25 protein-coding genes and 1 riboswitch are annotated in these 22403 nt (G+C 75.6%); of the genes, 15 read left to right on the top strand and 10 right to left on the bottom strand.

Annotated features, from left to right (window positions below; genetic code table 11):
- Nucleotides 1–30: 30 nt before the first annotated feature.
- Complete coding sequence (locus tag FXF50_RS01155; protein ID WP_148425314.1) at nucleotides 31–708, top strand: DUF2238 domain-containing protein; 678 nt, start codon at nucleotides 31–33, stop codon at nucleotides 706–708.
- Nucleotides 709–717: 9 nt separating this feature from the next.
- Here FXF50_RS01155 and FXF50_RS29125 read toward each other — a convergent pair whose 3' ends face one another.
- Nucleotides 718–885: a hypothetical protein gene (locus tag FXF50_RS29125; RefSeq protein ID WP_187399457.1), complete on the bottom strand. Its 168-nt coding sequence runs from the start codon at nucleotides 883–885 to the stop codon at nucleotides 718–720.
- A 233-nt stretch (nucleotides 886–1118) separates the two neighbouring features.
- Here FXF50_RS29125 and FXF50_RS01160 point away from each other — a divergent pair, with 233 nt between their 5' ends.
- Entirely contained in the window at nucleotides 1119–1502 is a 384-nt protein-coding gene (locus FXF50_RS01160; protein ID WP_148425315.1) for a DUF1622 domain-containing protein, read from the top strand.
- 7 nt (nucleotides 1503–1509) lie between these two features.
- Here the strand turns inward: FXF50_RS01160 and ygiD are convergent, their stop codons facing one another.
- Nucleotides 1510–2379, bottom strand: a complete 870-nt coding sequence (ygiD, locus tag FXF50_RS01165) for a 4,5-DOPA dioxygenase extradiol (RefSeq protein ID WP_187399458.1) — start codon at nucleotides 2377–2379, stop codon at nucleotides 1510–1512.
- Nucleotides 2380–2512: 133 nt separating this feature from the next.
- On the opposite strand from ygiD, the gene FXF50_RS01170 reads away from it, so the two are divergent.
- From FXF50_RS01170 to FXF50_RS01195, 6 genes are all read left to right on the top strand, one after another.
- On the top strand, nucleotides 2513–4606 hold the full coding sequence (locus FXF50_RS01170) for a heavy metal translocating P-type ATPase (RefSeq protein WP_148425316.1): 2094 nt from the start codon (nucleotides 2513–2515) through the stop codon (nucleotides 4604–4606).
- A gap of 97 nt (nucleotides 4607–4703) precedes the next feature.
- Entirely contained in the window at nucleotides 4704–5105 is a 402-nt protein-coding gene (locus tag FXF50_RS01175) for a molybdopterin-binding protein (RefSeq protein ID WP_148425317.1), read from the top strand.
- Nucleotides 5106–5116: 11 nt separating this feature from the next.
- Nucleotides 5117–5884 (top strand): molybdate ABC transporter substrate-binding protein, encoded by a 768-nt coding sequence (gene modA, locus FXF50_RS01180; RefSeq protein ID WP_187399486.1) that lies wholly within the window; start codon nucleotides 5117–5119, stop codon nucleotides 5882–5884.
- Nucleotides 5881–6681, top strand: coding sequence for an ABC transporter permease (locus FXF50_RS01185; protein WP_148425319.1), 801 nt, complete (start codon nucleotides 5881–5883; stop codon nucleotides 6679–6681). Before modA ends, FXF50_RS01185 begins: the two co-directional genes overlap by 4 nt.
- Nucleotides 6678–7739, top strand: a complete 1062-nt coding sequence (locus FXF50_RS01190) for an ABC transporter ATP-binding protein (protein ID WP_148425320.1) — start codon at nucleotides 6678–6680, stop codon at nucleotides 7737–7739. The genes FXF50_RS01185 and FXF50_RS01190 overlap by 4 nt, the downstream gene beginning before the upstream one ends.
- A 96-nt stretch (nucleotides 7740–7835) precedes the next feature.
- The gene (locus FXF50_RS01195) at nucleotides 7836–8114 is read left to right on the top strand and encodes a hypothetical protein (RefSeq protein WP_255509825.1); all 279 of its coding nucleotides are present in this window, start codon (nucleotides 7836–7838) and stop codon (nucleotides 8112–8114) included.
- 50 nt (nucleotides 8115–8164) lie between these two features.
- Here the strand turns inward: FXF50_RS01195 and FXF50_RS01200 are convergent, their stop codons facing one another.
- Nucleotides 8165–9907 (bottom strand): sulfatase, encoded by a 1743-nt coding sequence (locus tag FXF50_RS01200; protein WP_148425321.1) that lies wholly within the window; start codon nucleotides 9905–9907, stop codon nucleotides 8165–8167.
- 28 nt (nucleotides 9908–9935) lie between these two features.
- The gene (locus tag FXF50_RS01205) at nucleotides 9936–10997 is read right to left on the bottom strand and encodes a CDP-alcohol phosphatidyltransferase family protein (protein WP_370464067.1); all 1062 of its coding nucleotides are present in this window, start codon (nucleotides 10995–10997) and stop codon (nucleotides 9936–9938) included.
- Nucleotides 10998–11089: 92 nt separating this feature from the next.
- Between FXF50_RS01205 and FXF50_RS01210 the strand changes: the two genes are divergently transcribed.
- From FXF50_RS01210 to FXF50_RS01240, 7 genes are all read left to right on the top strand, one after another.
- Nucleotides 11090–12067 carry a zinc-binding alcohol dehydrogenase gene (locus tag FXF50_RS01210; RefSeq protein ID WP_148425323.1) on the top strand — a complete coding sequence of 326 codons (978 nt, stop codon included), beginning with the start codon at nucleotides 11090–11092 and terminating at the stop codon, nucleotides 12065–12067.
- A 1-nt stretch (nucleotide 12068) separates the two neighbouring features.
- On the top strand, nucleotides 12069–12467 hold the full coding sequence (locus FXF50_RS01215) for a 6-carboxytetrahydropterin synthase (RefSeq protein WP_148425324.1): 399 nt from the start codon (nucleotides 12069–12071) through the stop codon (nucleotides 12465–12467).
- Between the two features lie 4 nt (nucleotides 12468–12471).
- Nucleotides 12472–13509, top strand: a complete 1038-nt coding sequence (locus FXF50_RS01220; protein ID WP_148425325.1) for a glycosyltransferase family 4 protein — start codon at nucleotides 12472–12474, stop codon at nucleotides 13507–13509.
- On the top strand, nucleotides 13506–14318 hold the full coding sequence (locus FXF50_RS01225) for an SAM-dependent methyltransferase (RefSeq protein WP_148425326.1): 813 nt from the start codon (nucleotides 13506–13508) through the stop codon (nucleotides 14316–14318). The genes FXF50_RS01220 and FXF50_RS01225 overlap by 4 nt, the downstream gene beginning before the upstream one ends.
- Before the next feature lie 52 nt (nucleotides 14319–14370).
- Nucleotides 14371–15348 (top strand): lysylphosphatidylglycerol synthase domain-containing protein, encoded by a 978-nt coding sequence (locus tag FXF50_RS01230; protein WP_148425327.1) that lies wholly within the window; start codon nucleotides 14371–14373, stop codon nucleotides 15346–15348.
- A gap of 69 nt (nucleotides 15349–15417) precedes the next feature.
- Nucleotides 15418–16053 (top strand): GTP cyclohydrolase II, encoded by a 636-nt coding sequence (gene ribA, locus FXF50_RS01235; RefSeq protein ID WP_148425328.1) that lies wholly within the window; start codon nucleotides 15418–15420, stop codon nucleotides 16051–16053.
- Nucleotides 16050–16739: a dihydrofolate reductase family protein gene (locus FXF50_RS01240; RefSeq protein ID WP_148425329.1), complete on the top strand. Its 690-nt coding sequence runs from the start codon at nucleotides 16050–16052 to the stop codon at nucleotides 16737–16739. Before ribA ends, FXF50_RS01240 begins: the two co-directional genes overlap by 4 nt.
- A gap of 43 nt (nucleotides 16740–16782) precedes the next feature.
- Here FXF50_RS01240 and FXF50_RS01245 read toward each other — a convergent pair whose 3' ends face one another.
- The 6 genes from FXF50_RS01245 to FXF50_RS01265 form a co-directional block, all read right to left on the bottom strand.
- The gene (locus FXF50_RS01245) at nucleotides 16783–17892 is read right to left on the bottom strand and encodes an aromatic acid exporter family protein (protein ID WP_148425330.1); all 1110 of its coding nucleotides are present in this window, start codon (nucleotides 17890–17892) and stop codon (nucleotides 16783–16785) included.
- A 128-nt stretch (nucleotides 17893–18020) separates the two neighbouring features.
- Entirely contained in the window at nucleotides 18021–18770 is a 750-nt protein-coding gene (locus tag FXF50_RS01250) for an amino acid ABC transporter ATP-binding protein (protein WP_148425331.1), read from the bottom strand.
- Complete coding sequence (locus FXF50_RS01255) at nucleotides 18767–19546, bottom strand: amino acid ABC transporter permease (protein WP_148425332.1); 780 nt, start codon at nucleotides 19544–19546, stop codon at nucleotides 18767–18769. Before FXF50_RS01255 ends, FXF50_RS01250 begins: the two co-directional genes overlap by 4 nt.
- 35 nt (nucleotides 19547–19581) lie before the next feature.
- Nucleotides 19582–20439: an ABC transporter substrate-binding protein gene (locus FXF50_RS01260; protein WP_148425333.1), complete on the bottom strand. Its 858-nt coding sequence runs from the start codon at nucleotides 20437–20439 to the stop codon at nucleotides 19582–19584.
- Between the two features lie 102 nt (nucleotides 20440–20541).
- Entirely contained in the window at nucleotides 20542–20673 is a 132-nt protein-coding gene (locus FXF50_RS29630) for a hypothetical protein (RefSeq protein WP_255509826.1), read from the bottom strand.
- A gap of 32 nt (nucleotides 20674–20705) precedes the next feature.
- Nucleotides 20706–20816: riboswitch (SAM riboswitch) on the bottom strand.
- A gap of 68 nt (nucleotides 20817–20884) precedes the next feature.
- Entirely contained in the window at nucleotides 20885–22360 is a 1476-nt protein-coding gene (locus FXF50_RS01265; RefSeq protein ID WP_148425334.1) for an NAD(P)/FAD-dependent oxidoreductase, read from the bottom strand.
- Nucleotides 22361–22403: the final 43 nt, after the last annotated feature.

Here is a 22403-nt window from a genome sequence, read left to right on the forward strand (position 1 = left end):
ACCGGGTGAGACGTGAACAGGCGGTCGCCGGTGTCCCGAGCACGGAGATTCGTCCCACCGGCGCTGCTGGTCCTGGTCCTCGCCGCCCTCGTGGCCTCCGGCATCCGGCCGTACGACCGGCTGACCTGGCTGCTGGAGACGGTCTGGGTGCTCGTCGGCGTCCCGCTGGTGCTGGTCACCTGGCGCCGGTTCCCGCTGACCACCCTGCTCTGCTGCCTGCTCGCCGCGCACGCGCTGATCCTCGTGGTCGGTGGCCACTACAGCTACGCGCGAACGCCGGTCGGCGACTGGGCGCGGGAGACGTTCCACCTGTCCCGCAACCCGTACGACCGGCTCGGCCACTTCGCGCAGGGCTTCGTGCCGGCGATCCTGGTCCGCGAGATCCTGGTCCGCCGGTCGCCGCTGCGCGGCAGCCGCTGGCTCGCCCCGCTGGTGGTCTGCGCCTGCCTGGCCTTCAGCGCCCTCTTCGAGATGATCGAGTGGTGGGCGGCGCTGGCCGGCGGATCGGCGGCCGACGACTTCCTCGCCACCCAGGGCGACGTCTGGGACACCCAGTGGGACATGTTCCTGGCGCTGGTCGGCGCGATCACCTCGCTGGCGCTGCTCAGCCGCCTGCACGACCGCCAGTTGCCGGCCCTTGCGCCGGCCGCCGGCCCGCCGGCCGCCGATGTCCCCGCGGCCCGGACCGGCCGGTCGCCGGAACCCTGAGCGGCAGGCTCACTCGTCGCCGACGGTCTCCGTCTCGCCGTCATGCTGGAACCGGGCGGGCAGGTGCTCGTCGGGCTGCGGCGCCTGCGCCAGGTTGTGGTGGGGGTCCCCGTCCGCGGAGTACAGCACGTCGTCGGTCTTCTTGCTCTTCTCCTGGTCCTCTTCCGGCTGCGTCACGTCCGCTCCTCGCCAGGTGCCGTCGGTGACCACCCGCCGGCGGCGGGACGGTCCGGTCCGATTTCCACCCTAGGCGCGGCGGCGGGCGGTGGTAGGCGAATGCCGGCGAGGCCCGCCGTCCGGGCGGGCTCGGGCGGAAGCCGCCCGCCGCCGGCGGTGATGCGACAGGGTGGTGCTGCGGACGGCCCGCGCGGGGCCGTCGCGGGATGGCGCCGGCGGTACGGGGGTGTCGGGTGCCGACGAAGGAGATCATCCAGCACATCGGCACGCTCCTGGACCTGGCCGGGGTGCTGGTCATCGCGGTCGGCGTCGCGGTCGCCACGGTCGTCTTCGCGCTGCGCTGGTGGCGCACCCGGCAGGTCGTCGACCACTACCGGGCGTACCGCCAGGGGGTCGGCCGGGCCATCCTGCTCGGCCTGGAGTTCCTGGTCGGCGGGGACATCATCCGGACCGTGGCGGTGTCGCCCACCTTCACCAGCGTCGGGGTGCTGGCGCTGATCGTGTTGGTCCGGACGTTCCTCAGCTTCTCGCTGGAGGTGGAGCTGGACGGCCGCTGGCCGTGGCAGGGCAAGGGGCCGGTCGGCGGCTCCAGCGTGGGGGCCCGATCGGCACGCTGAGAACGCCTCAGATGTTGGCGGAGTCCGCGGGCACGCCGCCGGGCAGCGACGGGGCGCCGCCCGGCGGCGGCTCGCCCCCGCAGCGCGGGCCGAGGGTGTACGCGGTCATCGACAGCGACCCGTACGCGTACCCGTCGACCAGCACCTCGGGGCGGTCCCCGGCGGCGCCGGCCAGCCCGGCCAGGTAGAGCAGCGGGATGAAGTGGTCCGGGGTCGGCACCGCGAGGCCGAAGTCCCGGTGCCCGTCCAGCCGGGCGGCCTCGGTCGGCGCGTCCTGGACCGTCTCCCGGGCGGCGTCGTCGAAGCGGCGCGCCCAGTCGAAGCCCTCGTCGGTCAGCCGCGGGTCGACCCCGCCGAGGTTGTGCACCACGTTGCCGCTGGCCACCACGAGCACGCCGCGCTCGCGCAGCGGGGCGAGCCGGGCGCCGAGGTCGAGGTGGTAGTCGAACGGCTTGAACGCGTTGATGCTGAGCTGCACCACCGGGATGTCGGCGTCGGGGAACGCGTGGGTCAGCACCGACCAGGTGCCGTGGTCGATGCCCCAGGAGTCCAGGTCGGCGCCGACCCAGGTGGGGTGCACCACGTCGCTGATCTCCTCGGCCAGTTCCGGCAGGCCGGGCGCCGGGTAGCGCACGTCGAAGAGTTGCTGCGGGAAGCCGTAGAAGTCGTGGATGGTGGGCGGCCGGGGCATCGCGGTGACCGCGGTGGCGCCGATGTACCAGTGCGCGGAGACGACCAGGATGGCGCGGGGCCGGGGCACCGACCGGCCGAACTCCCGCCAGGCGGCGGTGTAGCGGTTGACCTCCAGCGCGTTCATCGGGTTGCCGTGGCCGAAGAACGCCGCCGGCAGCACCGTCCGGGTGTTCTGCTCGCTCATCTCGCTCCCTGGGCCGGCCGTGCACCGAGGCTAACCCGCGAGGCCCCCGCGTGTCCGGGTCACCGGTCACGCCGGGACCGCGGGTTGGCGAATACCCCCTAGGGGTATATGGTGGCGGCGGAGGTGGGGTTCGATGCAACACGAACACGGGCACCACGACGCGGACCACGAACCGCACGCGGAGCACGACGAGCACGCGGGGCACGGCCAGCACGGCGGGCACGACAAGCACGCCGGGCACGACCCCGAGCAGTTCCGCCGGAAGTTCTGGCTGAGCCTCGCGTTGACCGTGCCGATCGTGCTGACCAGCCACATGGTCATGGACTGGCTCGGCTACTCGCTGGACTTCCCGGGCGTCCGCTGGGTCGGCCCGGTCCTGGGCACGGTCGTCTTCTTCTACGGCGGCTGGCCGTTCCTCGTGGGCGGCGTCCGTGAGGTGCGCGACCGGGCGCCCGGCATGATGCTGCTGATCTCGATGGCGATCACCGTCGCCTACCTGGCCTCGCTGGCCACCAGCCTCGGCCTGTTCGACCTGGACTTCTGGTGGGAGTTGGCCGCCCTGGTCACCATCATGCTGCTGGGCCACTGGCAGGAGATGAAGGCGATCGGGCAGGCCCAGGGGGCCCTGGCGGCGCTCGCCGCGCTGCTGCCCGACGACGCCGAACGCCTCGACGAGTCCGGCGCCGTGCACCGGGTGCCGGTGGCGGACCTGCGGGTCGGCGACCTGGTGCTGGTCCGCTCCGGCGGCCGGGTCCCGGCCGACGGCCGGATCGTCGACGGCGCCGCCGAACTGGACGAGTCGATGATCACCGGGGAGTCCCGGCCGGTGCCACGCGCCGTCGGGGACCGGGTGGTCGCCGGCACGGTGGCCACCGACTCGGCCCTCCGGGTACGCGTCGAGGCCGTCGGCGAGGACACCGCGCTCGCCGGCATCGGCCGCCTCGTCGCCCAGGCGCAGTCCTCCGGCGGCCGGGCGCAGGTGCTCGCCGACCGGTTCGCGGCGCTGCTGTTCTACGTGGCGGCCGTCGCCGGTCTGGCCACCTTCGTGGCCTGGCTGGTGCTCGGCAACACCGACCAGGCCGTGATCCGGACCGTGACGGTGCTCGTGATCGCCTGCCCGCACGCCCTCGGGCTGGCCATCCCGCTGGTCGTGGCACTCTCCACGGCGCTCTCCGCCCGCGCCGGCATCCTCGTGAAGGACCGGCTCGCCCTGGAGCGGATGCGCACCGTCGACGCGGTGCTGTTCGACAAGACCGGCACCCTCACCAAGGGACGGCACACCCTGACCGGGGTGGCCGCCACGGGTGGGCTGGACGAGGACGGCGCGCTGCGCCTCGCCGGCGCCGTCGAGGCGGACAGCGAGCACCCGCTCGCCCGGGCGCTCGTCACCGCCGCGCAGGATCGGGGCCTGGGGGCGACGGCCCGGGACTTCCGCTCGCTGACCGGCCGGGGCGTACGCGCCACGGTGGACGGCGCCGACTGGGCGGTGGGCGGCCCGGCCCTGCTGCGCGAACTGGGCGCCGACGTGCCCGCCGAGCTGACCCGGGCGGCGGAGGGCTGGTCCCGGCGGGGCGCCGCGGTGCTGCACCTGGTCCGGCTTCCCGACGACGGCCGCCCCGAGGTGGTCGGCGCGTTCGCCCTCGAGGACGAGGTGCGCCCCGAGGCGCGCGCGGCCATCGCCGAACTGCGCGAGCAGGGGGTGAAGAAGATCGTCATGATCACCGGGGACGCCCGGCCGGTGGCCGAGGCGGTCGCCGCCGACCTGGGCTTCCGCCCCGGCGTGGACGAGGTCTTCGCCGAGGTCCTCCCGGCCGACAAGGACAAGGCCGTCACCGAACTCCAGTCCCGCGGGCTGACCGTGGCCATGGTCGGCGACGGGGTCAACGACGCCCCGGCCCTCGCCCGCGCCGACGTGGGCGTGGCCATCGGGGCCGGCACCGACGTGGCGATCGAGTCTGCCGGGGTGGTGCTGGCCAGCTCCGACCCGCGCGGGGTCACCGGCGTGATCCGGCTGTCCCGGGCGTCGTACCGGAAGATGCGGCAGAACCTCGCCTGGGCGGCCGGCTACAACGTGGTGGCCATCCCGCTCGCGGCCGGCGTGCTGGCGTGGGCGGGCGTCGCGCTCAGCCCGGCGGTCGGCGCGGTGCTGATGTCCGCCTCCACCATCGTGGTGGCGCTCAACGCCCAGCTGCTCCGCCGGGTCCGGCTCACGCCGGCGGACGACTGACGCGGCGCAGCTACGACCGGCCCGGCCCCTCGTTCCTGGCGGATGCGAGGGGCTGGGCCGCTTCACACCCGCACCTGCGGGCCGCTAGGGTGGCCGCGTGACGGTGTTCCGGATCGGCGAGGCCGCCGAACTGCTCGGGGTCAGCGCGGACACGGTCCGCCGCTGGATCGACGCCGGGCGGCTGCCGGCCACCCGCGACGAGCACGGCCACCGGGTGCTCGACGGGGCCGATCTGGCCGCGTTCGTCCGCGCCCCGGGCCATCCCGAGCTCTCCTCGGCCCGCAACCGGCTGCGCGGCATCGTCACCGCCGTCGTCAAGGACACCGTGATGGCCCAGGTCGACATCCAGGCCGGGCCGTTCCGCATCGTGTCGCTGATGAGCCGCGAGGCCGTCGACGACCTCGACCTCCAGGTCGGCTCCGTCGCCGTCGCCGTGATCAAGTCGACCACCGTCGTGGTGGAGCGCGCGCCCGCCCCGAAGGGAAGGACCAGCCCGTGACCGTACGGTCGATCCGCGCCGCCCTGGCCGGGGTGGCCGCGCTGAGCCTGGCCCTGACCGGCTGTGGCGGCGCCGACGACGAGTCGGGCGCCGAGCAGGGCGGCACGGTGACCGTGTTCGCCGCCGCCTCGCTCACCGAGACCTTCACGAAGCTCGGCAGGGACTTCGAGTCGGCCCACCCCGGCACCCGGGTCGTCCTCAACTTCGCCGGCAGCTCGGCGCTCGCCACCCAGATCACCCAGGGCGCGCCGGCCGACGTGTTCGCCTCCGCCTCCCCGGCCACCATGAAGACCGTCACCGACGCGGGTGACGCCGCCGGGCCGCCGGCCGTGCTGGTCCGCAACCAACTCGTCATCGCCGTGCCCGAGGGCAACCCGGACCGGGTCGGTGGCCTGGCCGACCTGGCGCGCCCGGGGGCGAAGGTGGCGCTCTGCGCCGAGCAGGTGCCGTGCGGCGCGGCGGCGAAGAGCGCCCTCGACGCGGCCGGCGTGCGGCTCACCCCGGCCACCCTGGAGCAGGACGTCAAGGGCGCGCTGTCCAAGGTGAAGCTCGGCGAGGTGGACGCGGCGCTGGTCTACCGCACCGACGTACGCGCCGCCGCCGGGCTGGCCGCCGTCGAGTTCCCCGAGTCCGCCCGGGCGGTCAACGACTACCCGATCGTGGTGCTGAAGCACGCCGGCAACCCGGACGGCGCCCGCGCCCTCGTCGACCACGTCCGCTCCGACGCCGGCCTGGCCGTGCTCACCGCCGCCGGGTTCCAGGCCCCGCCGAACCGGTGACCCCACCTCCGCGCCGCCGGCAGCGGGTGCCGCTGGCCCTGCTGCTCCCCGCCGGTCTCGGGCTGCTCTTCCTCGTCCTGCCGCTGGCCGGGTTGCTGGTCCGGGCGCCCTGGACCACGCTGCCCCGGCGGCTGGCCCAGCCCGGCGTGCTCACCGCGCTGCGGCTGTCCCTGGAGACCGCCACGGCCGCCACGCTGCTCTGCGTCGCGCTCGGCGTACCCCTGGCCTGGCTTCTGGCCCGGGTCGAGTTCCCGGGCCGGCGGCTGGTCCGCGCGCTGGTCACCGTGCCGCTCGTGCTGCCGCCGGTGGTCGGCGGGGTGGCGCTGCTGCTGGTGTTCGGCCGGCGCGGCCTGCTCGGGTCCTGGCTGGACGCCACCTTCGGGGTGACCCTGCCGTTCACCACCGCCGGGGTGGTGCTGGCCGAGGCGTTCGTCGCCATGCCCTTCCTGGTCATCGCCGTCGAGGGCGCGCTGCGCGGCGCCGACGCCCGCTACGAGGAGGCGGCGGCCACCCTCGGCGCCGGACGCTGGACCACCTTCACCCGGGTCACCCTGCCGCTGGTCGCCCCCGGGGTCGCGGCCGGCGCGGTGCTGTGCTGGGCCCGCGCGCTCGGCGAGTTCGGCGCCACCATCACCTTCGCCGGCAACTATCCGGGGCGGACGCAGACCATGCCGCTTGCCGTCTACCTGGCGCTGGAGACCGACGTGCAGGCCGCCATCGTGCTCAGCCTCATCCTGCTCACCGTCTCCGTGACCATCCTGGCCGGGCTGCGCGACCGCTGGGTCGGTGTGACGTGACCACCGCGCCTCTGCTCGACGCGCACCTGGTCGCCGACCGGGGCGCCTTCCACCTCGACGTGCGGCTGCGCATCGAGGCCGGGGAGGTGGTGGCGCTGCTCGGCCCGAACGGGGCCGGCAAGACCACCGCGCTGCGGGCCCTCGCCGGGCTGCACCCGCTCAGCGCCGGGCACCTCACCCTCGGCGGCGCCGACCTCGACCGCCCCGACCGGCGGGTGTGGACCCCGCCGGAGCGGCGCCCGGTCGGCGTGGTGTTCCAGGACTACCTGCTCTTCCCGCACCTCAGCGCGCTGGACAACGTGGCGTTCGGGCCGCGCCGGCGGGGCGCCGACCGGCGGGCCGCCCGGGCCCGGGCGCAGGGCTGGCTGGACCGGGTCGGCCTGGGCGAGCAGGCTCGGCGCCGGCCGCGCCAGCTCTCCGGCGGGCAGGCGCAGCGGGTCGCGCTGGCCCGCGCGCTCGCCGTCGAGCCCACCCTGCTGCTGCTCGACGAGCCGCTCGCCGCGCTCGACGCCCGGACCCGGCTCGACACCCGCGCCGAACTCCAGCACCACCTCGGCGCGCACCCGGGGGCCACCCTGCTGGTCACCCACGACCCCCTGGACGCCCTGGTGCTCGCCGACCGGCTGGTCATCGTCGAGCAGGGGCGGGTGGTCCAGGAGGGCGACGCGGCGACCGTCACGGCCCGGCCCCGCACCGACTACGTGGCCCGGCTCGTCGGGCTCAACCTGCACCGAGGGCACGCCGACGGGCACGCCGTCACGGTCGACGGGCTCACCCTCACCACCGCGGACACCGTACGCGGGGAGGCGTTCGTCGCGTTCCCGCCGGCCGCCGTCGCGCTGCACCCGACGCGCCCGGACGGCAGCCCGCGCAACGTCTGGGCGGCCACCGTGACCGGGGTGCAGCGGCACGGGGACAACCTGCGGGTCCAGCTCGCCGGGCCGGTCGCCGTGGCCGCCGACGTCACCCCCGCCGCGGCGGCCCACCTCGGGCTGCGCCCCGGCCAGGAGGTCTGGGCGGCGGTCAAGGCCGCGGAGACCCGGGCGTACCCGGCGTGACGCACGCCGCTGGTCGGTCCACCGTCGCCGGTGGGAGGTTTGATCCGGGCCCTCGCGGTCACTGAACACGGGAGCCACCACGAAGGGGGGAACGGGGTGCCCGAGACGACACGATTCCGGTCCAGTCTGGACGCCGTGCTGCCGGACGACGTCACCGATCCGCTGCTGTGGCGCGCCGCGTACGACGTGGCCGCCGCCCACCGGCCCGACGCCACGGGACGCTGTCCCAGCCTGCTCTGCGCCGGGTCGACGGCGCCGTGCGAGCCGATGGTCACCGCGCGGCGGGCGATGCGGCTGGCGCGGGGCGGCGCGCGGCGCGCCGGGTTCCGGGAGAGCACCGGCCGGACGGCCCGCGACCGGCGCCGGGCGGCCTGAGCCCGTCGGGGACGCGGCCCGCGTGCCGCGTCCCCGGGCGCTCGATCGGGTCAGTGGGCGGGGGAGAAGGCGGCGAGGAAGCGGTCCCGGAAGCTGTCCATCCGCCACACCGGCGCGTTCGGGCCGGGGCGCAGCCCGTCCTGCCAGCCCCAGCCGGCGACCCGGTCCAGCACGGCCGGGTCCTTCGCCACGATGGTGATCGGCACGTCCCGGCCGGCGCCCTCGCCGGTCACCGTGGCGTTCGGCTGGTGGTCGCCCAGGAAGACCAGCACCAGGTCGTCCCCGCCGTAGGTCAGCACGTACGACACCAGGGTGCCGAGGGTGTACTCGATGGAGTGCCGGTAGTCGTCGCGGACCTGCGCGGTGTCCCGCTGCACCACGTCCCGGCTGCCGCCCGTGCTGGTGGACGCCGTGTGGAAGATGCTGCCGTCGCCCACCGCGTCCCAGGGGACCGGCTTCGGGATCGCCGACCAGGGGGAGTGGCTGGACACCAGCGGCATCTCCGCCATCAGCGGGGCGTGCGGCCGGTCCCGCTCCCGCCGCTGGAAGGTGGCCAGGGTGTACTGGTCGGGCATCGGCGCGTAGCTGAACTTCGGCCCCTGGTAGGCCAGCTTCTCCGCGTCGTAGTAGCGGTCGTAGCCGAAGAACTTCCCCTCCGGCCACGGTTGGGTGGCGGCGGGCAGCACCCCGACGGTCTGCCAGCCGGCCCGGTGGAACGCGCCGTTGAGGGTGAGCCGGTCCCCGGCCAGCAGGTCGCGGTGGCGCTGGTCGTTGTCGATCCACAGGCCGGAGAGCAGGGTGGCGTGGGCCAGCCAGCTGCCGCCGCCGAAGGTGGGCGAGGTGAGGAAGCCGCTGCGGGCGTCGTAGCCGGCCGCGCGTAGCCGCCGGTAGCCGTCGTCGAGGACGGCGTTCACGCCCGGCGCCAGCGCGGGGTCCTCCACGGCGTCCCGCCCGTAGCTCTCCACGAACGCGACCAGCACGTCCTTGCCCCGCAGCCCGGTCAGCAACCGGTCGCCGGGCACGTCCCGGTACGCGTCGGCCGTCATCTCCCCGGAGAACGCGGCGCGGTCACGCAGGCCGGCCCGGACCTGGCCGACGTGCGCCGCGACCAGGCCGGTCGCCGACCGGTCGGCGACCGGCACGCCGGCGGACAGGCGTACCCCGAACAGGGCGCAGCCCAGCCACACCACGGCCAGCACGGCGACCACCCGGGCCGCGCCGGTGCGGTGCCGCGCCAGGAGCCGGGCCAGCCGCCGCGCGGCGAGCGCCAGGAGCACGGGCAGACCAGCCACGAGCAGCACCACCCCGACGGCCGCCGCGACCGCGCCGGCCCGGCCGGCCGAGTCGGTCAGGTAGCCGAAGCCGTCGTCGAACAGTCGCCAGTCGAGCAGCACGTCGAACGGCCGGTCCCGGGCCACCCGGAAGCCCGTGTCCAGCAGCTTGACCACGGCCAGCAGGCCCAGGACAACGCCGAGCGCCACGGCGGCCGGACGGCGGGCCCGGTCCGGCAGGACAAGCAGCAGCGCCACCGCGACCACGCCCTCCACCGGGATCCGCAGCACGGCGGCGGGCCCGACGTCGGCCAGCCGGTCCGGCGCGACCAGCGCCGCCACCACGAGCAGCGCGGCCAGCCCGGTCAGGACCGTGCCGGCCACCCGACGGGTACGCGAGGCGGTCCGGGGCACCGCCGCCTCATCCGACGGTATGGCCTCCTCTGGCGGGCCGGGCGCCTCGGAGCCCGGGGCGGGGGTGGCCGGCCCGGCCGGCCGGCGGAGACGGGTGCGCAGTGCCACGGCGGTGTCCTTCGGCGAGGGGGAGGGGTCAGGCCGGCTGGTGTGCCACGATTCGGACGGCCACCGGCACCGGACGCGTGGGTGGATCCACCGGTCGTGCGCCGGGACCGGGCGCGCCGACGGGCGCGAGTCGCACCGGGCCCGCCGCCGGGGGACCGGCCACCCGCGCCGGAAGGTCGGCCGGGCCGGTGCCGGCGATCCAGGAGGGGACGGAGCCCGTGGCGCGCCGGACGGGCCCGACACCCAGGGCGGGCAGGGCGGTCGCGGGTGATCCGATGCCCAGGGCGGGAAGGCCGGTCGCGACGGGTCGGACGTCCAGAGCCCGAACCGTGCTCACAGCGGGAGCGGTGGCGGGTGCGGCGACCGGGACGACCTCGACGGCTGGGACGGGTCGGGTCGCCGGGGCGGCCGGGCGGTGCCGCCACAGCCAGGCCACGTCGCGGCCGAACGACTCGACCAGCAGCGCCAGCGCGCCCGCGACCAGCACCGCGGTCGCCGCGGGCGGCAGCAGCCCGCTGGCGGCCGCCGCGAGCACCACGCCCTGCGCCGCCGCCACCACCTTGCGCCAGTACCGGGGCGGCAGCGTGCCGCGCATCCAGGGCAGCGGCCAGGCCGCCGCCACGAAGGCGTACCGCATTCCGCCGATGACCAGCACCCAGGCGCCGACCGACGGGGCCAGGTGGACGCTGAGCACCAGGAGCAGGAACGAGTCGACCTCCATGTCGAAGCGGGCGCCCAGGGCGCTCACCGTGCCGGTGCGCCGCGCCACCCGGCCGTCCACCGCGTCCAGCGCCAGCGCCACCGCGGTGAGCGGGACCAGCACGGCCACCGGCGCCGGCCCGCCGCCGACGACCAGGGCGAGCACTCCGCCGACCAGCAGCGCCCGGGCCAGCGTCACCCGGTCGGCGGGACCCAGTCGCTCCGCGCCGGCCGCCCGCAGGCCGCGCCGGAGCAGCCCGCAGAGCACCCCCGCGTACGCGAGGCCGGCGAGCCAGCCCGCCACGCCGACGCCCACCGTGCCGGCGAGCCCGGCCAGCAGGACGAACTGCACGATCAACCCGACCAACGGGCCATTTCGAACCGTGGACACCCTGCCTCCGTGTCTATGATCGACAACCCTGCCAGTCATCACGGGTAAATCGGCCGTCCGGTTCGGTCCGGATGCGGAAAAGAGGAGAATTCGTGACCGGTGAGGCCCGCGCCTTCTGGCTCCGCGCCCCCGGCGAGGGTGAGCTCCGCCCGGTCGCGCTCGCCCCGCCCGGCCCCGGCGAGGTGCTGGTCCGCGCCCGCTACTCGGGTGTCAGCCGGGGCACCGAGACGCTGGTCTTCACCGGTCGGGTCCCCGCCGACCAGCACGCCACGATGCGCGCCCCGTTCCAGGAGGGCGACTTCCCGGCCCCGGTGAAGTACGGCTACCTGAGCGTCGGCACCGTCGAGGAGGGACCGGGGGAGCTGCGCGGGCGTACCGTCTTCTGCCTGCACCCGCACCAGACCGCGTACGTGGTGCCGGCCGACGCCGTGGTGGTCGTACCCGATGGGGTGCCGGCGGCCCGCGCGGTGCTGGCCGGGACCGTGGAGACCGCGGTGAACGCGCTCTGGGACGCCGCGCCGCTGGTCGGCGACCGGGTCACCGTGGTCGGCGGCGGCATGGTCGGGTGCTGCGTGGCCGCCGTGCTGGCCCGCTTCCCCGGCGTGCGCGTCGAGTTGGTCGACGCGGACCCGGCCCGGGCCGGGGTGGCCGCGGCGCTCGGCGTCGACTTCGCGCTGCCCGCCGACGCGGCCGGCGACCGGGACCTCGTGGTGCACGCCAGCGCCACGGCCGACGGGCTGCAACGGTCCCTGGAGCTGCTCCGCCCGGAGCGCACCGTGCTGGAGCTGAGCTGGTACGGCGACCGGCCGGTGACCCTCGCCCTGGGCGGGGCGTTCCACTCGAAGCGGCTCGGCATCCGCAGCAGCCAGGTCGGCACCGTGTCGCCCCGGCGCGCCGACCGCAGCTATGCCGATCGGCTGGCGGTGGCCCTTGACCTGCTCGCCGACCCGGCCTTCGACGCGCTGATCACCGGCCGGTCCCGCTTCGCCGACCTGCCCGACGTGCTGGACCGGCTCGCCTCGGGCCGGCTCCCCGCGCTCTGCCAGCTCATCACCTACGACGAGGAGTGACATGTTCAGCGTCACCGTCCGGGACCACATGATGGTCGCCCACAGCTTCCGCGGCGAGGTGTTCGGCCCGGCCCAGCGGCTGCACGGCGCGACCTTCGTCGTCGACGCCACCTTCCGCCGGCCGGAGCTGGACGCCGACGGGATCGTCGTCGACATCGGGCTGGCCACCGAGCAGCTCAGGGCCGTGCTCGGCGCCCTCACCTACCGCAACCTGGACGACGAGCCGGACTTCGCCGGGGTGAACACCACCACCGAGGTGCTGGCCCGGACGGTGGCCGACCGGCTGGCCGAGGCGGTGCACGCCGGGCGGCTCGGTGCGGGGGCGCGTGGCCTGGCCGGGATCACGGTCACCCTGCACGAGTCGCACGTCGCCTGGGCGAGCTACGAGCGGTCGCTGTGACCGGATGACCGTCGTGCACGTGGTGCTGCCGGGCGACATCGACGACCCGGCGAGCCCCAGCGGCGGCAACGGGTACGACCGCCGGGCCTGCCAGGGGCTGGCCGCGCTCGGCTGGACGGTGCGTGAGCACCCGGTGCCGGGCGGCTGGCCGCACCCGGGTGCGGCGGACCGGGCCGCGCTGGCCGGCGTGCTCGCCGCGCTGCCCGACGGCGCGGCCGTGCTGCTCGACGGGCTGGCCGCCTCGACCGTGCCGGAGGTGCTGGCCCCGCACGCCCGGCGGCTGCGCCTCGTGGTGCTGGTGCACCTGCCGCTGGAGGACGACGTCGAGGCCCGGGCGCTGGCCGCCGCGACCGCCGTGGTCACCACCAGCGAGTGGACCCGCCGCCGGCTGCTCGACCGCTACCCGCTGGCCGCCGACCGGGTGGCGGCCGCCCCGCCCGGGGTGGACCCGGCGCCGCTCGCCCCCGGCTCGCCGGCCGGCGCCCGGCTGCTCTGCGTCGCGGCGGTCACCCCGCTCAAGGGGCACGACGTGCTCGCCGCCGCCCTGGGCCGGGTCGCCGACCTGCCCTGGACCTGCGAGTGGGTCGGCCCGCTCACCCGCGACCCCGACTTCGTGGCGCGGCTGCGCCGGCGGCTCGCCGACACCGGCCTCGCCGACCGGGTCCGGCTGGCCGGCCCACTGACCGGCGACGACCTGGCCGCCGCGTACGCCGCCGCCGACCTGCTGGTGCTCCCGTCCCGCCGGGAGACCTACGGGATGGTGGTCACCGAGGCGCTCGCGCGCGGCGTACCGGTGCTGGCCAGCGACACCGGCGGCCTGCCCGGGACGCTCGGGCGCAGCCCCGACGGCGAGCGGCCCGGCCTGCTGGTGCCCCCGGCGGACCCGGCCGCGCTGGCCGGCGCGCTGCGCCGCTGGCTCACCGACCCGGACCTGCGGGACCGGCTGCGCCGCGCCGCCCGGCAGCGGCGGGACACCCTCACCGGCTGGCCGGTCACCGCGCACCGGCTGGCGGCAGCGCTCAAGGAGGCCACGGCGGCATGACCACCTCACTGCTACCCCCCGACTTCGCGGACTGGCTGCGGCTGCGGGAGCCCGCCGACGCGGCCGCCCGCTCCGCCGAGCTGCTCGACGCGGTCCGCCGCCGGCTGCCCGCCGACCGGCCGCTGGTCGTGCACGACCTGGGCAGCGGCACCGGGTCGATGGCGCGGTGGCTCGCCCCGCGGCTGCCCGGCCCGCAGTGCTGGGTGCTGCACGAGCGGGACGCCGACCTGCGCGCCCGGGCCGCCGCGGAGCCGGTCGTGGCCGCCGACGGCAGCCCGGTCACCGTGCTGGTCCGGGGCTCCGACATCACCCGGCTGGGCGCCGCCGACCTGGCCGACGCCCACCTGGTCACCGCCTCGGCGCTGCTGGACATGCTCACCGCCGAGGAGATCGAGCGGATCGTGGCGGCCTGCGCCGGCCACCTGACGCTGTTCGCGATCACCGTGCTGGGCCGGGTCCGGTTCACCCCCGCCGACCCGCTCGACGCCGAGTTCGAGGCCGCGTTCAACGCCCACCAGCGGCGGACGGCTGCCGGCCGCGCCCTGCTCGGCCCGGACGCCGTGGACGTCACCGTGGCGGCCTTCCGCCGCCGGGGCGTACCCGTGCGGGTCCGGCCCACGCCGTGGCGCCTCGGCCCGGAGCAGGCCGCGCTCACCGCGGAGTGGCTCGTGGGCTGGCTCGACGCGGCCGTCGAGGAGCGGCCGGAGCTGGCCGGGGTGGTCGACGCCTACCGGGAGCGGCGGCTCGCCCAGGCGGCCGACGGCCGGCTGCGGGTGGTGCTGGACCACGCCGACCTGCTCGCCGGGTGAACCGTGGCGGCCGGCGGTACGTGACAACGAATGGACCGAGGGAGGACCGCTCTTGTCACACGCCGCCGTCGCCGGGCCCGTCCCGGCCGCCGCGCCCGCGCCGCCCCGGTCGTTCTGGGCCTGGGCCCGCCCGCTCGCCGGGCTCGCCGTGCTCGCCGCGCTGGTCTGGTCGGTGGGCACCGGCCCGTTCCTGGCCGGGCTGCGGCTGATCGACGCGCCGGCGCTCGCCGCCGCGCTCGGCATCGGCGCGGTCACCACCGTCTGCGGCGCCTGGCGCTGGTCGCTGGTCGCCGGCGGCCTGGGCGTACGGCTGCCGCTGCGGGCCGCGGTCGCGCACTGCTACCGGGCGGTCTTCCTCAACTCCACCCTGCCCGGAGGGGTGCTCGGCGACGTGCACCGGGCGGTCCGGCACGGCCGGGACGCGGGTGACGTGGCCCGGGGCGTCCGCGCCGTGGTCTGGGAGCGGACCGCCGGCCAGGTGGTCCAGCTGGTCATCGCGGTGGCCGTGCTGGCGGCGCTGCCGTCCCCGGTCCGGCCGTACCTGCCGGCGGTGGCCGCCGGGCTGGCCGCCGTCGCCCTGGCGCTGGCGCTCATGGCCCGGGCCGTCCCTCGCTCCGGGGCGTCCCGCTGGGCCCGGGCGGCGCGCACCGCCGTCGCCGACGTCCGGGCCGGGCTGCTCGCCCGGCGCACCTGGCTCGGCGTCGTGGCGGCCTCGGCCGTGGTGGTCGCCGGGCACCTGGCCACCTTCGTGGTGGCGGCACGCACCGCGGGCGCCGACGCGCCGCTGTCCCGCCTGGTGCCGCTGACCCTGCTGGCCCTGCTCGCCATGGGGCTGCCGCTGAATGTGGGCGGGTTCGGCCCGCGGGAGGGGGTGGCCGCCTGGGCGTTCGCCGCGGCCGGCCTGACCGCCGCGCAGGGCGTCGCCACCGGCACGGTCTACGGGGCGCTGGTCCTGGTGGCCAGCCTGCCGGGCGCCGCGGTGCTGCTGGTCCACCGGCGTCCGACCGCGCAGCCCGGCGACTGTCGGTGATCCCACCTACGGTGAGGGTGCGAGGTGTGCGTTGCCGGTGCGTCCGGCAGCCCGGACTGAGGAGATGCATTGGACGAAACGCTGCCCACCGCGACGGTCCGGACTGAGGTCACGGTCCCCCTGCGGTTCCCGGACGGGTACGTGACCAGCGCCCGGGTGCACTCCTTCCACGGCCTGGTCGACGGCCGCGAGCACCTCGCCATCGGGCTCGGCGAGCGGCGGGACCCGGACGCCTCCCCACCGCTGGTCCGCCCGCACAGCGAGTGCCTGACCGGGGACGTCTTCGGCAGCCAGCGCTGCGACTGCGGCCCGCAACTGCGCGAGGCGGTCGAGCGGATCGCCGACGCCGGCGGCTACCTGCTCTACCTGCGCCAGGAGGGCCGGGGCATCGGCCTCTACGCCAAGCTCGACGCGTACGCCCTCCAGGACGGCGGGCTGGACACCTACGAGGCCAACGTGGCGCTGGGCCGGGGCGCCGACGAGCGCGACTACACGGTGGCCGCGCAGATGCTCGCGGCGCTGGGCGTGACCCGGGTGGCGCTGCTCAGCAACAACCCGGACAAGGCCGCCCAGTTGGAACGCCTGGGCGTCACGGTGGTCGACCAGGTGCTCACGGGCGTGCACCTGTCCCCGGCCAACGCGGGCTACCTGGCCGCCAAGGTGACCCGCGCCGACCATGCCCTCGACCTGCCCTTCGTGCCGTGACCGGCCGGCCGTACGTGCTGCTCAGCTGCGCCATGTCGATCGACGGCTACATCGACGACGCCACGGCGGAGCGGCTGCTGCTGTCCAACGACGCCGACCTGGACCGGATCGACGCGGTCCGGGCCACCGCCGACGCGATCATGGTGGGCGCCGCCACGGTCCGCCGCGACGACCCGCGGCTGCTGGTGCGCAGCGAGCGGCGGCGGGCCGAGCGGGTGGCCCGGGGCCTGCCGCCGTCCCCGGCGAAGGTCACCGTCACGGCCAGCGGCGACCTCGACCCGGCCGCCCGGTTCTTCACGATGGGCGACGGGCCGAAGCTGGTCTACTGCCCGAGCGGCGTGGTGGAGAAGGCCCGGGAGCAGGTGGGCGCGGTGGCCACCGTGGTCGACGCGGGCGACCCCGTCACCCCGCACGCGGTCCTCGCCGACCTGGCCGGGCGTGGGGTCGGCCGGCTCATGGTGGAGGGCGGTGGCACCGTGCACCGCCAGTTCCTCACCGCCGGTGTCGCCGACGAGCTGCACCTGGTGGTCGCGCCGTTCTTCGTGGGCGACCGCCGGGCGCCCCGGTTCGTCGGGGACGGCCGCTTCCCGTGGCACCCGGGGCGCCGCGCCCGGGTCGTCGAGGTGCGCCAGATCGGCGACGTGGTCCTCACCCGTTACGCCCTGTCCGACCGCTGCGAGGTGTAGCGGCGCGTCCGGACCGGCGGGGTGGCGCGGTCCGGGGGGCCGGTCAGGACGGTGTCGGCAGGCCGAGTGCCTCGTCGACCCGGTCGAGCACGGCCCCGCCGTCCTCGCCGACCCCGCGCAGCAGGTCGATCGCGGTGGCGCGGATCTGCCCGACGATCATGACGACGGGCAGTGGCGGGTCGGCCTTCAGCAGGTCGGCGCCGATCCGGACCGCAGCCAGTGCCGCCTCGTCGGCCCGGGTGGCGTGCCGGTCTGCGCCCTGACCGGTCAGGTCGGTGGCCAGCGCCGCGCCGGCGGCGCGTACCGCCTCGGCGAGCGAGCGGATCGCCGCGCCCAGTTCGGGTGGGGCGGCCATGTGCAGCCGGGCCAGCGTGACCGCGTTGCGGGCCAGCACCCGGATGTTGCGTACCGCGTAGTCGAGCTGCCGGGTGGTGGACTCGACCTGTTCCAGCTGGCCGAGGTGCCGGCGGCGGCGGACCCGCAGCCGCAGCGTCTCGGCGCAGGCCCCCACCGCGGACCGCAGGCGTTCCACGCAGCCGTCCACCTCCCGGGCCCGGTCCAGCGCCGCCTGGGCGGCCCCGACGTCACAGCGGTCCAGCGCGGCGTTCACCCGGTCGAGCAGGTCGGCGAGGTCGGCGTACGTGCGGCGGGCCTCGGCTACCAGCGGGGCCAGCGGGTCCCGGGCCACCACGAGCTGGCTGGCGGCGAGGGCGACCGCCCCGCCGATCAGCGCGTCGACGAACCGGAACGGGGTGAACTGGCCCTTCGGCGCGGCGACCACCACCAGGTAGAGCGCGGAGACCGTGGTCTGGATGACCAGGGTGCTGCTCGCCCCGGCCGCCACCGTGACGCCCAGGGTGAGCAGCAGGACGAGGAGCATGGTCGCCGTGCCCGGGCCGAGGGCGTGCACCACCAGATCGGCGACGAGCACCCCACCGGCCACCCCGAGCACCAGCTCGATGGTCTGCCGTACGCGCCGGCCCCGCGATTCGCCGAGCACGATCAGCGCCGCGCTCGGCGCGAAGAACGGGTCCGGGTGGCCGATCAGCCGCGCGGCGATCAACCAGGCCACGGTGGCAGCGAGCGCGGCCTCCACCACCGGCACCCACGCCTGTCGCAGCCGCCCCACGGCGGCCTTCCACCAGTCGCGCACCGGCGCGGTCCTCCCCCTCACGGACCGGCGCACCCACGGAATCTCCGTTCCGGCCGCAGGGGTTCCTACCCCGGAGTTGATCGTCGTAACCGGACCGTCCGCGCCAGCGACGAACCCGGCCGGTCGGGTCAGAGCACCTGGGACAGGAAGCGGCGCAGCCGCGGGTGCTCCGGCGCCTCGAAGACGGCGGCCGGCGGTCCGGCCTCCAGCACGACGCCGGCGTCCATGAAGGCCACCGTGTCGGCCACCTCGCGGGCGAAGCCCATCTCGTGGGTGACCACCACCATGGTCATGCCGGCGGACGCGAGGTCGGCCATCACCCCGAGCACCCCCTTGACCAGTTCGGGGTCGAGCGCCGAGGTGGCCTCGTCGAAGAGCATCACCTGCGGCCGCAGCGCGAGGGCCCGGGCGATGGCCACGCGCTGCTGCTGGCCGCCGGAGAGCTGCGCCGGCCGGACGTCGGCCTTGTGGGCCAGCCCGACCAGGTCGAGCTGGGCGCGGGCGACCTGCACGGCCTCGTCCTCGGGCAGCTTCTTGAGCTTGCGCAGGGCCAGGGTGAGGTTGCGCAGCACGGTCATGTGCGGGAAGAGGTTGAACTGCTGGAACACCATGCCGATCCGCTGGCGCAGCGCGTCCGGGTCGTCGCCCAGCACGCTGCGCCCGTCCAGCAGCACGTCGCCCCGGTCCGGCTCGATGAGCCGGTTGATCGTCCGCAGCAGCGTCGACTTGCCGGACCCGGACGGGCCGATGACGCAGGCCGTCCCGCCCCGGGCCACGTCCAGGTCGGCGCCGCGCAGCACCTGGTGGCGCCCGAAGGCCAGGTGCACGTCCCGGACGGCCAGGCTCACCGAGGTGGCGGTGGTGGTGGCGGTGCTCATCGCGGGTCCTTTCCGGTCGGCGCCGGCGCGCCGGCCGGGTCGAGTTCGACGTCGAGGTCGGGGGCGGCCACCGCCCGGCCCTGCCGCAGCCGCCGGTCGATCCAGTTGACCGCGTGGGTCAGCGGCACGGTCAGCACCAGGTAGCACAGGCCGGCCAGCAGCAGCGCGGACTCGTTGCCCGTGGTGGCCGCGTAGTCCTGGCCGATCCGGAACAGCTCCCGCTGGCTGGCCACCAGGCCGAGGAAGTAGACCAGGCTGGAGTCCTTGATCAGCGCGATGAGCTGGTTGACCCAGGCCGGCAGGACCCGGCGTACGCCCTGCGGGACGATGACCAGGCGCATGGCCTCGCCCCAGGAGAAGCCGAGGGCCCGGGCGCCCTCCAGCTGGGCGGCCTCGACGCTCTGGATGCCGGCGCGGAAGATCTCGCCGATGTAGGCGGCGGCGATCAGCGACAGCGCCAGCACGCCCAGCGGGTAGGGGTTCGGGCCCCACACCTGCATGCCCAGCGGCGCCAGGCCGACGCCGATGAGCAGGATGGTCGCCGCCGCCGGCAGGCCGCGGAACACGTCGGTGTAGACCCGGGCCGGCCACCGCAACCATCGGGTACGCGAGATGCCCGCGACGGCCAGCAGCATGCCCAGCACCGAGCCGAGCAGGGCGGCGGAGACCGCCAGGATCAGCGTGTTGGGCAGCCCGACGGTCAGCATCTCGGGCAGCGCCTCGCGCATGGAGTCCCAGTCGAAGAAGGTCTCCCACAGGGTGCTCAGTGGATCCATGTCTCCATCCGCCCCGCTCGAATCGATCGTTCCGGTCAGGAAGCCGCCGACGGCGACGGCACGGCGACCGTGCCGCTGCCCGGCTTGAAGTCGGCCGGGATCGGCCGGCCCGGGTAGTACTGCGCCTGGAGCTTGCTCCAGGTGCCGTCGGCGATCACCTCGTCGAGGGCCTTGTTCAGCGCTTCGCGCAGCTTGTCGTTGCCCTTGGCCACCGCGTACGCGGTCGGGGCCGGGCTGAGCTGCTTCGCGGCCACCGTGATCTTGCCGCTGCTGTCGGCGGCGGACTTGTCGCCGATCTCGGCCGGGGCGATCCAGGCGTCGGCCGTGCCGGCCTTGAGCTGGTTGACCGCGCCGTTGTAGTCGGGCACCCGGACCGGGTTCAGGTTCTCCCGGGTGGCGTAGTCGTCCTGCACGGTGCCCTGCACGACGACGACCCGCTTGCCGGCGAGCTGGTCGAAGCCGGTGATCGGGGAGCCGGCCGGCACGTCGAGGCCGAAGTAGCCGAAGTCGTAGCCGTTGCCGAAGTCGACGGTCTTCTTCCGGGCCTCGGTGATGGTGATGGAGGAGCTCCCCACGTCGAACTTGTGGTTGTTGACCTGGGAGAGCAGGGCGGAGAAGTCGGTGCCCACGAACTCCACCTTGAGGCCGGCCTTCGCGGCGACCGCGGTCAGCAGGTCGTTGTCGAAGCCGGTGAACTTGCCGTCCTTCAGGTACACGTTCGGCGGGGCGTCGGTGAGCGTGCCGGCCCGCAGCACGCCGGCCTGGAGCAGGCCGTACGGGTTGGCGGCCTCGCTGGTGGCGCCGTCGTCACCGCAGGCGGTGAGGGCGGTGGCGGCGAGCACGGCGGCGGCGCCGAGCGCGGCGGCGCGGGTCAGGGCGGAACGGATTCGCACAGGTTTCTCCAGGGTCTCAGGCGGCGTGGGCGCACGCCGCCGACGGCGCGCCCGGGGCGGGCGAGCCGGAAAGGGATGGTGCGGAAGGTGGGGGAGTGGCGCTCAGCGCGCGTCGGCGCGGCGACAGGCGTCGCTGCACACCCGCATCAGGTCGACGTGCCGCCGCTTGACCAGCGCGAACCGCGCCGGATAGGCGATGCCGTCGGCGGGCGGGGTGCGGAGCTGAGCAGACATGGTTCCCTCTGGTCGGTGATGACCTGGGTACCAGGCCACGCTTGCACCGGCGGCTGCCGGTGCCTGGTCCTCACCCGGGGCACCCCACCGCGGAGGAGGGTTGCCGGCCAGCGAGCCGGGGCTTGACGCTGGCGCTCATGACCTGCCGAGAAGGCTAGCAGGAGGCCGGCCGGGGCCGTCCAGCCGTTATGACCACCCTCACGCCCGCGCCTTACCGGCGGGCCGGCATGAGGGGGGCGTCCCGGCCGGTGCCGTGCCGCGACGGCGTCCGCTGCTCGTGGTAGTCCTGCTCGACGTTGACCGTCCAGACGTCGTGGCCGGCGTCGTAAGCGATGTTCTCGGCGGCCAGCATGGCGGTGAGCATCGAGTGGTCGGCGTTGTTGTAGCGGTGCATCCCGTTGCGCCCCACCGGGTGCACGTTCGGCACCTCCCGGGCCAGCCAGCCGCGGATCACGTCCACGTTGTGCTGGTAGCGCTCGTCGTAGACCGGGTACGCCTTCGGCATCCGGACCACGTAGCCGGCCTCCACGCAGCCGGGCCGGACCAGGCGCAGCCGCTCCAGTTCGGCGGTGGCGAAGGCGACCAGGTCCGCGTCCGGGGTCCGCCACATCTCGTCGTCCTCGAACACGAAGTACTCCAGGCCCAGGCAGGTCCGCCCGTCCTTGACCAGGTACGGCGACCAGGAGCCGAAGTTCTGGATCCGGCCCACCTTGGCGGCCGGGTCGTGCACGTAGATCCAGTTGTCCGGGAAGGAGAACTCCTCGGGCACCACCAGGGCCACGGTCAGGAAGTCCCGGTAGCGCAGGTCGTCGGCCGCGGCCCGTACCTCCGGCGGGGCCTCCGGCCGCATGGCCCGCACCAGCGCGGAGATCGGCATCGAGGAGATCACGTGGTCGGCCGGCTCCGTGCGCTCGCCGTCGGCGTCGACCACCGTGACGGCGGTGGCCCGCCGCCCCGCCGGGTCCCGGTGCACCTCGGTCACCCAGGTGTTGGTGCGCACCGTGCCGCCGCGCTTCTCCACCTCCTCGGTGCAGCGCTCCCACATCATGCCGGGGCCGTGCTTCGGGTACTGGAACTCCTCGATCAGGCTGGTCACGTCCTTGCGGTTGCGCTTGGGCAGCAGCGCGTTGAGCACCGCGGTGGACAGCGACAGGTTCTTGATCCGCTGGGCGGCCCAGTCCGCCTGCAACTGGTCGGCCGGCATCCCCCAGACCTTCTCGGTGTACGTCTTGAAGAAGATCGAGTAGAGCCGCCAGCCGAACCGGGCCGACACCCAGCCCTCGAAGTGCGACTGGTCCTTCGGCGGGCGTAGCCGGGCCCGCCCGTACGAGCCGACGCAGCGCAGCGCCTCCCGCAGGCCGAGGTTGCGCAGCGCGTTGCCCGCGTTGAGCGGGTAGTCGTAGAGCGCGCCGCGGTAGTAGATCCGGCTCATCCGGGGCCGGAGCAGGAAGTCCTCGTCCGGCAGGATCTCGTGCCAGAAGTCCTCCACGCGGGAGACCTTGGTGAAGAACCGGTGGCCGCCGATGTCGAACCGCCACCCGTCGCGCTCGACCGTGCGGCTGATCCCGCCGACCACGTCGTCGGCCTCGTAGACGCGGACCGGCTCGCCGTGGCGCAGCAGCTCGTAGGCGGCGGTCAGCCCCGCGGGCCCCGCCCCGATGATCACGGTCCCGTTGCCGTCACCCATGCCGTCCGCGCCCCCCGCCGCCAGCCTGCCGATGCGGCAGCGC

Source organism: Micromonospora sp. AP08 (assembly GCF_008085935.1).
Taxonomy (GTDB): domain Bacteria; phylum Actinomycetota; class Actinomycetes; order Mycobacteriales; family Micromonosporaceae; genus Micromonospora; species Micromonospora chersina.